The organism is Microbacterium proteolyticum (assembly GCF_030818075.1).
Lineage (GTDB): Bacteria > Actinomycetota > Actinomycetes > Actinomycetales > Microbacteriaceae > Microbacterium > Microbacterium proteolyticum_A.
Window position 1 is genome coordinate 2,194,022 of the sequence record NZ_JAUSZZ010000001.1, and the last position, 13,474, is coordinate 2,207,495.

11 protein-coding genes and 1 pseudogene are annotated in these 13,474 nt (G+C 71.1%); 2 read left to right on the forward strand and 10 right to left on the reverse strand.

Annotation, left to right across the window (positions count from 1 at the left end; translation table 11 throughout):
• Positions 1-153 precede the first annotated feature (153 nt).
• From QE392_RS10185 to QE392_RS10230, 10 genes are all read right to left on the reverse strand, one after another.
• Positions 154-1,323, reverse strand: coding sequence for a glycoside hydrolase family 3 N-terminal domain-containing protein (locus QE392_RS10185; RefSeq protein ID WP_307451281.1), 1,170 nt, complete (start codon positions 1,321-1,323; stop codon positions 154-156).
• Positions 1,324-2,293: 970 nt separating this feature from the next.
• Positions 2,294-3,547 carry an LCP family protein gene (locus tag QE392_RS10190; RefSeq protein WP_307451283.1) on the reverse strand — a complete coding sequence of 418 codons (1,254 nt, stop codon included), beginning with the start codon at positions 3,545-3,547 and terminating at the stop codon, positions 2,294-2,296.
• A 150-nt stretch (positions 3,548-3,697) separates the two neighbouring features.
• Positions 3,698-4,870, reverse strand: a complete 1,173-nt coding sequence (locus QE392_RS10195) for an ABC transporter substrate-binding protein (RefSeq protein WP_307451285.1) — start codon at positions 4,868-4,870, stop codon at positions 3,698-3,700.
• A gap of 56 nt (positions 4,871-4,926) precedes the next feature.
• Complete coding sequence (locus tag QE392_RS10200; protein ID WP_307451287.1) at positions 4,927-5,703, reverse strand: ABC transporter permease; 777 nt, start codon at positions 5,701-5,703, stop codon at positions 4,927-4,929.
• On the reverse strand, positions 5,700-5,897 hold the full coding sequence (locus QE392_RS10205) for a hypothetical protein (protein WP_307451289.1): 198 nt from the start codon (positions 5,895-5,897) through the stop codon (positions 5,700-5,702). Before QE392_RS10205 ends, QE392_RS10200 begins: the two co-directional genes overlap by 4 nt.
• A complete protein-coding gene (locus QE392_RS10210) occupies positions 5,894-6,694 on the reverse strand; it encodes an ABC transporter ATP-binding protein (protein WP_307451291.1) in 801 nt (266 codons plus the stop codon). Before QE392_RS10210 ends, QE392_RS10205 begins: the two co-directional genes overlap by 4 nt.
• Positions 6,691-7,602 (reverse strand): ABC transporter permease, encoded by a 912-nt coding sequence (locus QE392_RS10215; protein WP_307451293.1) that lies wholly within the window; start codon positions 7,600-7,602, stop codon positions 6,691-6,693. The genes QE392_RS10210 and QE392_RS10215 overlap by 4 nt, the downstream gene beginning before the upstream one ends.
• Positions 7,603-7,662: 60 nt before the next feature.
• Entirely contained in the window at positions 7,663-8,691 is a 1,029-nt protein-coding gene (locus QE392_RS10220; RefSeq protein ID WP_307451295.1) for a TIGR03842 family LLM class F420-dependent oxidoreductase, read from the reverse strand.
• Positions 8,692-8,701: 10 nt separating this feature from the next.
• The gene (hydA, locus tag QE392_RS10225; protein WP_307451298.1) at positions 8,702-10,138 is read right to left on the reverse strand and encodes a dihydropyrimidinase; all 1,437 of its coding nucleotides are present in this window, start codon (positions 10,136-10,138) and stop codon (positions 8,702-8,704) included.
• A gap of 1 nt (position 10,139) precedes the next feature.
• Positions 10,140-10,988 carry a nitrilase-related carbon-nitrogen hydrolase gene (locus tag QE392_RS10230; RefSeq protein WP_307451301.1) on the reverse strand — a complete coding sequence of 283 codons (849 nt, stop codon included), beginning with the start codon at positions 10,986-10,988 and terminating at the stop codon, positions 10,140-10,142.
• A 104-nt stretch (positions 10,989-11,092) separates the two neighbouring features.
• Here QE392_RS10230 and QE392_RS10235 point away from each other — a divergent pair, with 104 nt between their 5' ends.
• Positions 11,093-12,634 (forward strand): aminotransferase class I/II-fold pyridoxal phosphate-dependent enzyme, encoded by a 1,542-nt coding sequence (locus QE392_RS10235; RefSeq protein ID WP_307451303.1) that lies wholly within the window; start codon positions 11,093-11,095, stop codon positions 12,632-12,634.
• Positions 12,631-13,468 (forward strand): annotated as a pseudogene (locus QE392_RS10240) (aldo/keto reductase). The gene QE392_RS10235 and the pseudogene QE392_RS10240 overlap by 4 nt, the downstream one beginning before the upstream one ends.
• Positions 13,469-13,474: the final 6 nt, after the last annotated feature.

Sequence of the window (13,474 nt, forward strand, 5' to 3'; positions counted from 1 at the left end):
GGCGCGCCCGCTCCCGAGCGCCGTGCCTGACGCGCCCGCTTCCGAGCGCCCGCGCCCGGCGCGCCCGCATCTCCCCGTTGACTCGCGCCGAATGTACGCGTGACCCGTGATGAAGCGTGCATTCGGCGCAAGTCAACGCGGGAGGAGGGGGAGTCAGGGCATGGACGCCTTCTGGGCGAGGATGCGGGTGACCGCGGCATCCACCTTTTCGGCGAACGCCGGGTCTGCCTGGGCGCGCGAGCGCACGGCATCCCGCATCTCGGGATAGACCGACGGGTCGGCCGAGACGAGCAGCAGGTCGATGCCCGCCTCGACGGCCCGCGTCGCGCGGTCGCCGGGGGAGAAGCCCTCGACCTGGTCGGCGGCGGAGAGGTCGTCGCACGTGACCACCCCGTCGAAGCCGACCGTGTCGCGCAGCACGCTCACCACGGCCGGGGAGAACGCCGCGGGGCTGCGGGGGTCGATCAGGGTGTAGATGGCCGTGGACAGCATCACGATCGCCGGGCCCTGCGGGAGCACGGCGGAGTACACACCCACGTCCGCGCCGTCGGGCGTGACGACATCGTCGGTCACGCTCATCGAGTAATCGGTGTTGTCGTCCACGTGCCCGAGGCCCGGGAAGTGCTTCAACGTCGGCAGCACCCCGCCGTCGCGCATCCCCGCAGCGAAGGCACCGGCTTTCGCGGCCACGGTCGCACCGTCGTAGCCGTACTCGCGGGCGAGCTGACCGATGGGCGGGTTGCTCTGCGCGGTGTCGGGGCTCGTCACGACGTCGGCCACGGGCGCGAGGTTCATGTTCACGCCGGCCTGCGCCAGCTGCCGTCCCCACGCGGCGGCGCTCGCGCGCAGGTCGCCGTCGGCCCGCTGCCCCTGCTCCACAGCCGACGGGATGGCGTCGAACCCCGGCCCCGACAGTACCTGCACGGTGCCACCCTCCTGGTCGGTCGCCACCCACAGCTCCGGTCGGCCCGGGGCGACAGCGCCGGTGAACTGGCCGACGAGCCCGGCGGTCGCCTCGGCTCCGGCATCCGATCTGCCGTGCAGGAAGACGCCCCCGACATGATCGTCGGCGACGGCCGCCAGAGTCGTGGGGTCGACGCCTTCGACCGAGGTGCCGACCATGAACATCTGCCCGACCTTGTCCTCGAGGCTCATACCCGCCAGCGGATCAGGCGTCGGCGTCGGCGTGGGGGTCGGCGTCGGGGTCGGCGACACCGACGGGGAGGCGGATGCCGAGGGGCTCACGGCCGGCGACGGTGTGCACCCCGTGAGGGTCAGGGCGGCGAGCAGCAGCAGAGTCGTGGCGCGGGCGAGGGAGGGCACTCATCGATCGTCGCGCATTCGTCGACGCTCGCGCACAGCCTGTACGAACTTCAGGTGGCGCGGAGTCCCTCACACCGTCGCAGACTCAGTGATGTGCGCAGACTCCGTCGGTTCGGTGTATCGGCGGCGGAGGTTGTGCACATTGCGGAGGTTATGCGCGCGGCGGCGGCGGCTCCAGACAGTGGAGGGCGCACACGGCGGAGGCCCCGCACGGTGGGCGGGCGGCCGTCGCAGATTCAGTGATGTGCGCAGACTCCGTCGGCTCGGGGGATAGGCGGCGGAGGTTGTGCACATTGCGGAGGTTATGCGCGCGGCGGCGGCGGCCCCGGACAGTGGAGGGGGCGCGCACGGCGGCGGCCCCGGACAGTGGAGGGGGCGCGCACGGCGGAGGCCCCGCACGGTGGGCGGGCGGCCGTCGCAGATTGAGTGATGTGCGCAGACTCCGTCGGTTCGGTGTATCGGCGGCGGAGGTTGTGCACATCGCGGAGGTTATGCGCACGGCGGCGGCCCCGGACAGTGGAGGCTCCGCACGGCAGAGGCGCCCGCACGGTGGGCGCGCGGCCGTCGCAGATTCAGTGATGTGCGCAGACTCCGTCGGTTCGGGGGATAGGTGGCTGAGGTTGTGCAGATCGCGGAGGTTATGCGCGCGGCGGCGGCGGCCCCGGACAGTGGAGGCTCCGCACGGCGGAGGCCCCGCACGGCGGGCGCGCGGCCGTCGCAGATTCAGTGATGTGCGCAGACTCCGTCGGTTCGGTGTATCGGCGGCGGAGGTTGTGCACATCGCGGAAGTTATGCGCAGGGCGGGGCCGCACGCCGCGGGCGCGGCGGCGCCCCGGGCGTCGGGTCCTCACGCCGCGGGCGCGGCGGCGCCCCGGGGCCGCACACCGCGGGCGCGCGGCGGCGCCTCGGGTCCTCACGCCGCGGGCGCAAGGCCGCCGCGAAGAGCCGGGCTCGTGCCGTCCGGCGCGTCCTAGCCGAGGCCCGCGGAACAGGTCGCCTGGTCGGCCTTGCTGCCGTTGATGTTCTCGGGCAACTCGACCACGGTCGGGCTCGGGCTCGCCGCGGGGGAGGCGCTGGCATCCGGGGCCGGGGTGGTGGTTTCCGCGGGGGCGGGCTCCGCGGGGGCGGCGGTGGGTGCCGACGGGTCGGGGACCACGCCCCGGCCCGCGTCGCCGGTGACTTCGAGGGGGGAGTTGCTGTTCAGCGCCTCCCACAGGATCTCGGCCGAGTACTCGTCGGGAATGACGTGGTTCGTGTCGGAGGGGTCGTCGAGCACCGGGTACTGCACGAACGTGATGTCGTCGAACGGCACGTCTTTGAGCGTGTAGGCGAGCTGGGCGATGCGCACCGGGTCGGCGAGGCTCTCGCTCGGCTCGATGTTGTTCACCGCGGTGTTGGCCAGGCCGATGAGGGTGCCGGGGTTGGACAGCACCTCGTCGCTGCGCAGCTTGTTCACCAGGCGCGACAGGTATTGCTGCTGGTTGCCGATGCGGGCGAGGTCGCTGCCGTCGCCGATGCCCTTGCGCGTGCGCAGGAAGGCGAGGGCGTCGAAGCCCTTCACGACGCGCGGACCCGCCTCCCACTGGATGCCGGCGTCGGGGTCGTCGATGCCGTCGCCGCCGATGCACACCTCGACGCCGCCGATGGCGTCGGTGATGTTGACGACGTTGCCGAAGCTGACCTTCGCGGCGAACGGGATGCTCTGTCCGCTGAGGTTCGACACGGTGTCCGCGACGCAGGTGAGCCCGCCCGCTTCGTACGCCGCATTGATCGAGGTGCGATCTCCGCCGCTCACCGTGCCGTCTTCGGCGGTGCACTCGGGGATGTCGACCTGCAGGTCGCGCGGGAACGAGACGACCGTGACGCGGCGCGGGTCGTTCGACACGTGCACGAGCATGTTGACGTCATTACGGGTGCCGTCGTTCTCGGGATCGGAACAGCGCGGCCCGAAGGCGGCGGCGACGACGTCGTCGCACTCGTCGGTGCCCACCACGAGCACGTCGAACGGCTCGCCGTACGCGCTGAGCGCGGGGGGTTCGGCGGGTGCGTCCTTGAGGGGGACGGCTGCCTCCTGCAGGCGCTGCGACAGCGACCAGGCGGTGAAGCCGCCGACCGCCAGGGCAGCCACGACCACCACCGTCAGGGCGATGGCGAGGAGCTTGCCCCCACGTTTCCAGGGCGACACCGGCTCATGTCGCGCGTGACGGGTGGGGGGCTGCGTCATCCGGTCAGTCAACCACGCGCACCCGCAGAAACGCCGGATGCCGTGGCTGCGGCGGCGTCCCCCTCGTGCGGCAGCGGGTCGACGGCATGAAGCGCCCCCCACGACGGTGGGGCGGCCGGGAGACTCCCGACCGCCCCACCTGGTGTGCTCCTACTTGCCGCCCTCGGTGAGGGTCACCTCGATCGGCGTGTACTCGCCGTCGACGGTGATCCCCTCGTCCTTCAGCTCGCTGAGCGCGTCCTCGATGTAGTCGTTCGAGTACGCCGAGTCGGCGGGCTCGGTGGTGATGAGGTTGAGGCCGTCCTGGTTCACGGCCTTCAGGGCGCCCTCGACGGTCTTGTCCCACGCGGCGGAGTCGATGATGCCGAACTCGCCGCCGGTCCAGATGAGCTTGTTGACTTCGTTCATCTGCCACAGCTGGTGCGTGGGGCCGACGGGGAACGCGTCGACGCCGGGCGCGGTCGCGGCGGCGTAGGTGATCTCGGCGGCCTCGGTCGGGTTGTCGCGCGCGAACACCCAGCCCTTGACGACGGCCTTGAGGAAGCGCTTGGCGGCGTCGGCGTACGCGGGGTCGTCGGCCAGGCGCTGCGTGTCGGCCCAGATGGCATCCTGCAGCATGGCGCCGGCGGTGTCCTCGTACGAGATGATGTCGACGTCGGCCTCGGTGTAGAGCTGGCCCGTGGCGGGGTTGACCGTCTCGAACAGCTGCGCGAGCTCGTTATACGTCATCGCCTGCGCGGCATCCACGTCGCGGTCGAGCAGGGCGTTCATCGAGAAGTCCTGCGTGGTGATCTGCACGGTCGAGGCGTCGAGGCCCTGGTCGGCCATCGCGGCGAAGATCTCCCACTCGTTGCCGAAGCCCCACGAGCCGATGCGCTTGCCCTCGAAGTCGTCGACGCTGGTGATGTTCGAGTCCTTCCATGACACCTGGGTCGTGCCCGACTTCTGGAACACCTGGGCGATGTCGGTGAGCTCGACGCCCTGGTTCTCGAGCGTGCCGAGCACCTTGGGCACCCATGCCACGGCGAAGTCGACGTCGCCGGCGACGAGCGCGTCCTGCGGCACGATGTCGCCGCCCGAGGGCAGCACCTCGACGTCGTCGAAGCCCTCCTCCTGGAAGTAGCCCTGGTCGAGGGCGACGTAGTAGCCGGCGAACTGCGCCTGCGGCAGCCACTGCAGCTGCAGCTTCACGGAGGTGAGGGGAGTGAAGTCCTCGTCGGATGGCGCGGTGTCGGAGCCGCCGCCCGAGCAGGCGGAGAGGGCGAGGGCAGCGATCGCGACTCCCGCGATCGCACCGAGGGTGCGACGGGTGCTGTGTCTCATGGGTGGTCCTTCCGGTTCGGGTGGAGCAGGTGTCGGGTGGAGCAGGCGGTGAGGGTCTAGGGGCGCAGGGCGCCGAGGCGGCGCGCGACGAGTCGTTCGAGCAGGGCGGTGACGACGAAGAAGATCAGGCCGATCGCGATGCCTCCGCCCACGAACGCCCAGGCGAGGGCCGCGCGGCCCGACTTGGCATACGTGGCGATCGCGGTGCCGATGCCGTCGGCAGGGCCCCCGAAGTACTCGGCGACGAGGGCGGAGATGACGGCGAGGGATGCCGCGACCCGCACGCCCGTGAGCAGGTACGGCAGCGCGACGGGGAGCGTCAGACGCCAGAACGTCTGTCCGCCCGTGGCGGCCGTGGCCCGGAACAGGTCGCGCTGCACCGGGCGGGTCTGCCGGAGCCCGCGGAGGGTATTGACGAACACGGGGACGAACGCCGCGATCCCGGCCACCGCCTGACGGCCGAACTGGCTCGACGCGCCGAACATCGTGTTGAGGATCGGGGTGAGGGCGACGATCGGCACCACGGCCAGCGCGGCGACGAGCGGCGCGGTCATCCCATCGACGGGGCGCCAGGTCGCGGCCAGCGCGGCGAGCAGCACCGCGATGACGGTGCCCGCGAGAAGACCCACGAGCGCGTTGGTCCCGGTGATGCCCGCCGCCTCCCACACCAGCGGGAAGCGCTCGACCAGCTCGGTCGCCACGGCGAACGGGTCGGGCAGCATGCGCGGGGCGCTGCCCGAGGCCACGAAGGCGTACCAGGCGAGCAGGCCCGCGAGGCCGACGACGACGGGAGCGGCCAGGCGCGCCCAGGCGGGGAGGCGCGCGGCGTTCACCGGGCACCTCCGACGGTGACGGATGCCACGGCGCGCCGGCTCACGGCATCCGCTGTCCCGCTCCGGCCTGAGGATGCCACGGCGCGCCGGGTCACGGCATCCGGTGTTCTGGTCGCGAACGCGAATGCCGCGGCATCCCCTGCCCCGAGGAACGGCACGGCTCCGGATGCCACCGCATCCCGCACCGCGCTCATCGCTCGTTCGCCCGGTGGACGGGGGCGCCGTGCAGCGCCTCGCGCACGGCGGTGACCCGCGCGAAGAACTCCGGCGACTCGCGCAGCGCCTCGTCGCGCGCGCGTCCGGGACGGGTGTCGATGACGTCGGTGATGCGTCCGGGCCGCGGGCTCATCACCACGACCCGGTCGGAGAGGAACACCGCCTCGGGGATCGAGTGCGTGACGAACACCACGGCGGCGCCGGTCTCGGCGGCGATGCGGGCGAGCTCCGACTGCAGGCGCTCGCGGGTCATCTCATCCAGCGCGCCGAACGGCTCGTCCATCAGCAGCAGCTTGGGCTGCGCGGCGAGGGAGCGGGCGATCGCGACGCGCTGTTGCATGCCACCGGAGAGCTGGTCGGGGTAGCGGCCGGTGAAGTCGGTGAGCCCCACGAGCTCGGCGAGCTCGGCCACCCGCGCGTCGCGGCGGGCCTTGGGCCACTTGTGCAGGTCGAGCGGCAGGGCGATGTTGGCCGCAACGGTCAGCCACGGCAGCAGCGCCGCCTGCTGGAAGGCGATGCCGTAGTCCTGGTCGAGCCGCGCCTGGCGTGCGGTCTTGCCGTACAGAGTGAGCTCCCCGGCGGAGGGCGCGTCGAGGTCGGCGATGAGTCGCAGCAGTGTCGACTTGCCGCAGCCCGACGGGCCGATGAGCGAGACGAACTCACCCGCGGCCACCTCGAGCTCGACGCCGGTGAGGGCGGTCACCTCGCCGCCCGCGCTCGGGAACACCTTGCCGATGCCGGAGGCCCGGACGGCGAGGTCGGTCAGAGTGGTCATGCGGTGTCCTCCCCGCGACGGAAACGGTGCAGTGCGACGCCGATGAGGGCCACGCCGCCCGCGGCGAGGAGTCCCATCACGACGGTGCCGAAGGTGGGTGCCCAGGGGGCTGCCGGATCGGACGAGGCTTGACCGGCGAGCTGGATGAGCATGCGGCCGATGCCGCCGCGCAGGCCGATCGAGACCTCGGCGACGACGGCGCCGACCACGGCGGAGGCCGCGGCCAGGCGCAGGGCGGGCAGCAGGTGCGGCACGGCGGCCGGAAGGCGCAGGCGCACGAGCGTCTGCCACCACCCGGCCGAGGTGGCGCGCATGAGGTCGAGGTGCATCGCATCCGGCGCCGAGAGCCCCCGCAGCATGCCGATGGCGACGGGGAAGAACGCCAGGTACGACGCGATCAGCGCGACCGAGAACCACGGCGGCCACGGGAAGCCCGAGCGGTCCACCTGCGTGCCGATGGCGTTGACCACCGGCGCGAAGGCGATGAGCGGCACGATCTGGCTGACGACGATCCAGGGCAGCAGTCCCGCCTCGACCAGACGCCAGCGCTGCATCGCGATGCCCAGCAGCGACCCGACCACCACGCCGATGAGCCAGCCGAGCGCGGCAAGCCCCAGCGTCATCCCGGCCGCTCCCGCGACCGACACGATCAGCGGGGGCGTGTCTCCGCCGCTGGTGGGGGCGAACATGCGGGTCACCATCTCCCACACGTGCGGCATGGCGCGGTCGTTGGTGCGGGGGAGCAGGATGACGCCCGAGCCCGCCGACCCGTCGGAGCCGACGGTCAGGCCGTCGGCGGGACCCAGCAGCTTGTAGAGCTCCCCAGAGCGCGACGACCACCGCGACGCCGGCCACACCCCAGCCGACGCGGGTCGCCGCGGCGCGCCCCCGGGAGGAACGGATGCCACGCGGCATCCGCTCTTCGGCGACGACCTCGGTCGTGGCCCCGGGCGCCAGCAGCTGGTCGGTCACCGCTTGGCCGTCACCGGGGGAGTGAGAGCGGGGATCACGGTCTCGCCGTAGACCCGCATCGTCTCCTCCTTGTTGTCGTGCTGCAGATACCCGGCGAACTGCGTGACGCCGAGCGCCCGCAGCTTCTCGAGCTTGGCGATGTGCTCCTCGGCCGTGCCGAGCACGCAGAAGCGCTCGACGATCTCGTCGGGCACGAAGTCGACGTGGTCGTTGCTGCTCTTGCCGTGCGAGTTGTAGTCGTATCCGGTTCGTCCCGCGATGTAGTCGGTGAGAGCGGGCGGGACGTCGGAGCCCGTGCCGTACTTCGACACGATGTCGGCCACGTGATTGCCCACCATCCCGCCGAACCACCGGCACTGCTCGATCATGTGCGCGCGGGACTCGGGGGTATCGTCGCCGATGTACATGGGAGCCGCGACGCAGAAGGCGATCTCGTCGGGGTCGCGTCCCACGTCTTCCGCGGCCTTGCGGACCGTGGCGATCATCCACTCGGCGATGTCCAGGTCGGCCAGCTGCAGGATGAAGCCGTCGCCCACCTCACCGGTGAGCTTGAGCGCGAGGGGGCCGTAGGCGGCGACCCACACGTCGAGCTCCGACCCGCGGCTCCACGGGAATTGCAGGGTCGCCCCGTTGTACTCCACCGGGCGGGAGTTGCCGAGCTCGCGGATGACGTGGATCGACTCCCGCAGGGCCTTGAGCGTCGTGGGCCGGCCGTTCGTCACGCGCACGGCCGAGTCGCCCCGGCCGATGCCGCAGATGGTGCGGTTGCCGTACATCTCGTTGAGGGTGGCGAAGGTGGATGCCGTGACCGTCCAGTCGCGGGTCGCGGGGTTCGTCACGAACGGTCCGACCGTCACCCGGCGGGTGGCGGCGAGGATCGCCGAGTGGATGACGTAGGGCTCCTGCCACAGCAGGTGCGAGTCGAAGGTCCACACGTGACTGAATCCGTGCGCCTCGGCCAGCTGCGACAGCTGGACGGTGCGCGCGGCGGGCGGGTTGGTCTGCAGGACGACGCCGAAGTCCATGTCGTTCCTCTCAGATCAGGTACTGGCTGAGGCCGCGCTTGACGAAGCGACCGTCGCCCTTGGTGCCGATGTACGAGCCGTCGTCGACGACGACCTTGCCGCGCGAGATGACGGTGTCGACGTGCCCGTCGATCTCGTAGCCCTCCCACGCGGAGTGGTCCATGTTCATGTGGTGCGTCTTGCCCACGCCGATCGAGGTATGCCCGGCCGGGTCGTAGACGACGATGTCGGCGTCGGCGCCGGGGGCGATGACGCCCTTCTTGCCGTACATGCCGAACATGCGCGCCGGCGTCGTGCTGGTCAGTTCCACCCAGCGCTCGAGCGTGATCTGCCCGGTGACGACGCCCTGGTACATGAGGTCCATCCGGTGCTCGACCGAGCCGATGCCGTTGGGGATCGCGCGGAAGTCGCCCTGGCCGAGCGTCTTCTGGTCCTTCATGCAGAACGGGCAGTGGTCGGTCGACACCATCTGGATGTCGTTCGTGCGCAGCGCCTGCCACATGTGGTGCTGGTGGCCCTCGTGCTTCGAGCGCAGCGGGGTGGAGCACACCCACTTCGCGCCCTCGAAGTCGCCCCACTCCTCGCTCGATGCGCCGAGCTGGTCTTCGAGGGAGAGGTAGAGGTACTGCGGGCAGGTCTCGCCGAAGACGTTCTGGCCGTTGTCGCGCGCCCAGGCGAGCTGCTCGACGGCCTGCTTCGCGCTCACGTGCACGACGTACAGCGGCGCGCCGGTCAGGTGCGACAGCATGATCGCGCGGTGCGTGGCCTCTTCTTCCATCTGCCAGGCGCGCGCGACGCCGTGGAAGTACGGCGAGGTCTTGCCCTTCTCGATGAGCTGCTCGGCGAGCACGTCGATGACGGGGCCGTTCTCGGCGTGCATCATCGTGAGCAGCCCCGTGTCGGCGGCGACCTGCATCGCGCGGAGGATCTGCGCGTCGTCGGCGTAGAAGACGCCCGGGTACGCCATGAACATCTTGAAGCTCGAGATGCCCTCGTCGATCAAGCCGGGCAGGGCCGCGAGGGAGCCGGCATCCACCCCTCCGACGATCTGATGGAAGCCGTAGTCGATCGCGCAGTTGCCGGCGGCGAGTTCGTGCCAGTGGGCCAGGCCGTCCTGCACGCGCTCGCCGGCGCGCTGCACCGCGAAGTCGACGATGGTCGTCGTGCCGCCCCACGCCGCGGCGCGGGTGCCGGTCTCGAACGTGTCGGAGGCGCTCGTGCCGCCGAAGGGCAGCTGCATGTGCGTGTGCGCGTCGATCCCGCCCGGGATGACGTACTTGCCGGTGGCGTCGATGACGGTGTCGACGGATGCCGCGAGGTCGTGGCCCAGCAGCGTCGAGCCCGGCGCGAGCACGGCGGCGATCGTCTCGCCGTCGAGCAGCACGTCGGCGGCGGAGCGACCGGTCGCCGAGACGACCGTCCCGCCGGTGAGCAGGGTGGTCGCCATCTCAGGCCTCCACGATCTCGCCGTAGGTGTCGGGTCGGCGGTCGCGGTAGAACTGCCAGTCGTCGCGCATCTGCTGCACGAGGTCCATGTCGAGGTCGCGGATGAGCACCTCTTCGTGCTCCGAGGAGCCGACGGCGCCGACGTGGTTGCCGCGCGGGTCGATGACCTGGCTCGTGCCGTAGAAGGTCACGGCATCCTCGCCATACTCGTTGTCTTCGCGGCCGACGCGGTTGGGCTGCAGCACGAAGTAGCCGTTGGCGACTGCGGCGCACGGGCCCTCGACCTCCCACAGGCGGTTCGAGAGGCCGGGCTTGGTGGCGTTGGGGTTGAAGACCATGTGCGCGCCGTTCAGCCCCAGCTCGCGCCACCCCTCGGGGAAGTGCCGGTCGTAGCAGATGTACATGCCGACCTTGCCGACGGCGGTGTCGAAGACGGGGTAGCCGAGGTTGCCCGGGCGGAAGTAGAACTTCTCCCAGAACTTGTCGAGGTGCGGGATATGGTTCTTGCGGTAGCTGCCGAGCACGGTCCCGTCGGCATCGACGAGCACGGAGGTGTTGTAGTAGACGCCGGTCAGCGCCTCCTCGTAGATGGGCAGGACGCTCACCACCCCCAGCTCCTTGGCGAGGGCGGCGAAGCGCTGCACGATGGGGCCGTCGACGGGCTCGGCGTAGCGGTAGTACTTCTGGTCCTGGGTGATGCCGAAGTAGGGGCCGTAGAACAGCTCCTGAAAGCACACCACCTGAGCGCCCGCCGCGGCGGCGTCGCGGGCGAACTGCTCGTGCTTGTCGAGCATCGACTCCTTGTCGCCGGTCCACGTGGTCTGCGTGATGGCTGCGCGCACGGTCGTCATGCGTGTTTCCCCCGATCTCACGGCCCCTGCCGTGTTCTGTTACTGTCGCGCCTGAACATTTCCCGACGATTTCCACGAGTGACACCACCGTTAATTGGAGGCCGATGCTCTCGCCCGACGTCCTCGTCGAGCGCACCTCCGCGGGTATCGCGGCCGAGATTGCGCGTCTTGTCAGCGAAGGTACGCTCCCACCCGCCGAACGGCTACCGACGGTGCGCGCGGTCGCGGCGGCCCTGGGCGTGTCGACCGGCACGGTGGCGACGGCCTGGCGAGCGCTCGCCGATGCCGGCGTGATCGTGTCGCGGGGACGTGCCGGCACCTTCGTGCGGGCGGAGCGGCGGGAGTGGCTCAGCCCGCGCGTTCGCGGCCTCGCCTCGACCGACGTGTCCCGCGCGCCGGCGCCGCCGCGTGGCCTCGGCGGCCGGGTCGCGGGCTCCGCGCGGCTCGACCTGTCGCTGGGGACTCCCGACCCGTCGTTGCTGCCGTCCCTCGAGCGCGCTCTGTCCCGTGCGCGGCCCCGCGCCGACACCGGCCGGTACCACGACCTGCCGGTGCTGCCCGAGCTCTCCGACGTGCTCCGCGAGCAGTGGCCGGTGAGCGGCGTCGAGGCGCTCACCGTGGTCGACGGAGCGTTCGACGGCATCTCCCGAACCGTCGACCAGGTGGTGCGCTTCGGTGATCGGGTGGCGGTGGAGTCGCCGGGCTTCCCCTACATCTTCGACCTCGTCGATGCTGCCGGCGGCATCTCGCTCGCCCTCGAGAGCGACGCCGACGGCATCCTCCCCGCATCGCTCGCGCGTGCCCTCGCCCAGCGCCCCTCGACCGTCATCCTGCAGCCCCGCGCGCAGAATCCGACCGGGACGTCGATGTCGGTGGAGCGTGCCCGGCGGCTGGCGAACGTGCTCGTCACGGTGCCCGGCGGCCGTCGCGTGACCGTGATCGAGGACGACCACTCCGCGCTCATCGCGACGGCGCCGGCGGTGTCCCTCGCGCGCTGGATCCCGGGTCAGGTGGTGCACGTCCGCGGCTTCTCGAAATCGCACGGACCGGACCTGCGCATCGCGGCACTCGGAGGACCGGCCGACATCGTGGAGCGCATCGTCCGCCGTCGCATGCTCGGGCCGGGGTGGACCTCCCGGCTGCTGCAGACCGTCCTTCGCGAGCTGCTCACCGATCCGCGCTCGATCGCCGCGGTGAGCACCGCGCGGTTGATCTACCGCGACCGGCTCGACCGGTTGGCTGCGGCCCTCCGGCGCCTCGGCGTGGACGTCGGCGCGCCCGACGGCATCAACCTGTGGCTGCCGGTGCGCGACGAACGGGCGGCGATCGTGCACCTGGCCGCCGAGGGCATCGCCGTCGCGGCCGGGGAGCCGTTCGTCATCGATGCGCCTCCGGATGCCGCGATGCCCGGGACACGGCCCAGCGAACGTGTGCACACCGGTGGCGCCCTAACGCCCGCCGAGAGCGAGCGAGACGGTGCCTCGTCATCGCAGGCCTGGGTCCGCGTGACCGCCGGCCCGGTCTCCGAGAACGTGCGTCTGGTGGCGGAGGCCCTCGCGCGGGCGGCGTCGGCCCCACCGCTGTCGGAGGGCCGCGCGTCAACCCCGAAAGCGGTCCGAATCGATTCGCCTAGGCTCGGACCATGACCGTTCCTTCTGTTCAGCTCAACGACGGAAACTCCATCCCCCAGCTCGGTTACGGCGTGTTCCTCGTGCCCGCCGACGACGCCGAGCGCGCCGTGTCCGAGGCCCTCGAGGTCGGCTACCGCCACATCGACACCGCGGCGATCTACAAGAACGAAGAGGGCGTCGGCCGCGCCATCGCCGCCAGCGGGATCCCGCGCGACGAGCTCTTCGTCACCACCAAGCTCTGGAACGATCGCCACGACGGCGACGACCCGCACGCCGCGATCGACGAGAGCCTCCGGAAGCTCCAGCTCGACGCCGTCGACCTGTACCTCATCCACTGGCCCACGCCGAAGAACGACAACTACGTCAACGCGTGGCAGAAGCTCATCGAGATCCGCGAGGGCCGGCAAGACCCGCTCGATCGGCGTCTCGAACTTCCTCGTGCCGCACCTCGAGCGCATCGTCGCCGAGACGGGCGTGACCCCCGTGGTCAACCAGATCGAGCTGCACCCGGCCCTCAGCCAGCGCGAGATCGCCGCGTGGGGTCACGAGCACGATATGCACATCGAGTCGTGGGGTCCGCTCGGCCAGGGCAAGTACGACCTGTTCGAGCTTCCCGCGGTGAAGGCCGCCGCCGAGGCGCACGGCAAGAGCCCTGCGCAGGCGGTGCTGCGCTGGCACATCCAGCACGGCTTCATCGTGTTCCCCAAGTCGGTGCGCCGCGAGCGCCTCGAAGAGAACTTCGACCTGTTCGACTTCGAGCTCACCGCCGACGAGATGGCCGCCATCGACGCCATCGACCCGGGCGACGGCTCGGGCCGCGTGGGCACGCACCCCGACGACCTCAACTGACCGCGC

What these genes read in the sequence shown, in the direction of transcription:
- QE392_RS10235 (WP_307451303.1), top strand. Translation starts at nt 11,093, where the DNA reads ATGCTCTCGCCCGACGTCCTCGTCGAGCGCACCTCCGCGGGTATCGCG.
- QE392_RS10210 (WP_307451291.1), bottom strand. Translation starts at nt 6,694, where the DNA reads ATGACCACTCTGACCGACCTCGCCGTCCGGGCCTCCGGCATCGGCAAG.
- QE392_RS10190 (WP_307451283.1), bottom strand. Translation starts at nt 3,547, where the DNA reads ATGACGCAGCCCCCCACCCGTCACGCGCGACATGAGCCGGTGTCGCCC.
- QE392_RS10195 (WP_307451285.1), bottom strand. Translation starts at nt 4,870, where the DNA reads ATGAGACACAGCACCCGTCGCACCCTCGGTGCGATCGCGGGAGTCGCG.
- hydA (WP_307451298.1), bottom strand. Translation starts at nt 10,138, where the DNA reads ATGGCGACCACCCTGCTCACCGGCGGGACGGTCGTCTCGGCGACCGGT.
- QE392_RS10205 (WP_307451289.1), bottom strand. Translation starts at nt 5,897, where the DNA reads ATGAGCGCGGTGCGGGATGCGGTGGCATCCGGAGCCGTGCCGTTCCTC.
- QE392_RS10220 (WP_307451295.1), bottom strand. Translation starts at nt 8,691, where the DNA reads ATGGACTTCGGCGTCGTCCTGCAGACCAACCCGCCCGCCGCGCGCACC.
- QE392_RS10230 (WP_307451301.1), bottom strand. Translation starts at nt 10,988, where the DNA reads ATGACGACCGTGCGCGCAGCCATCACGCAGACCACGTGGACCGGCGAC.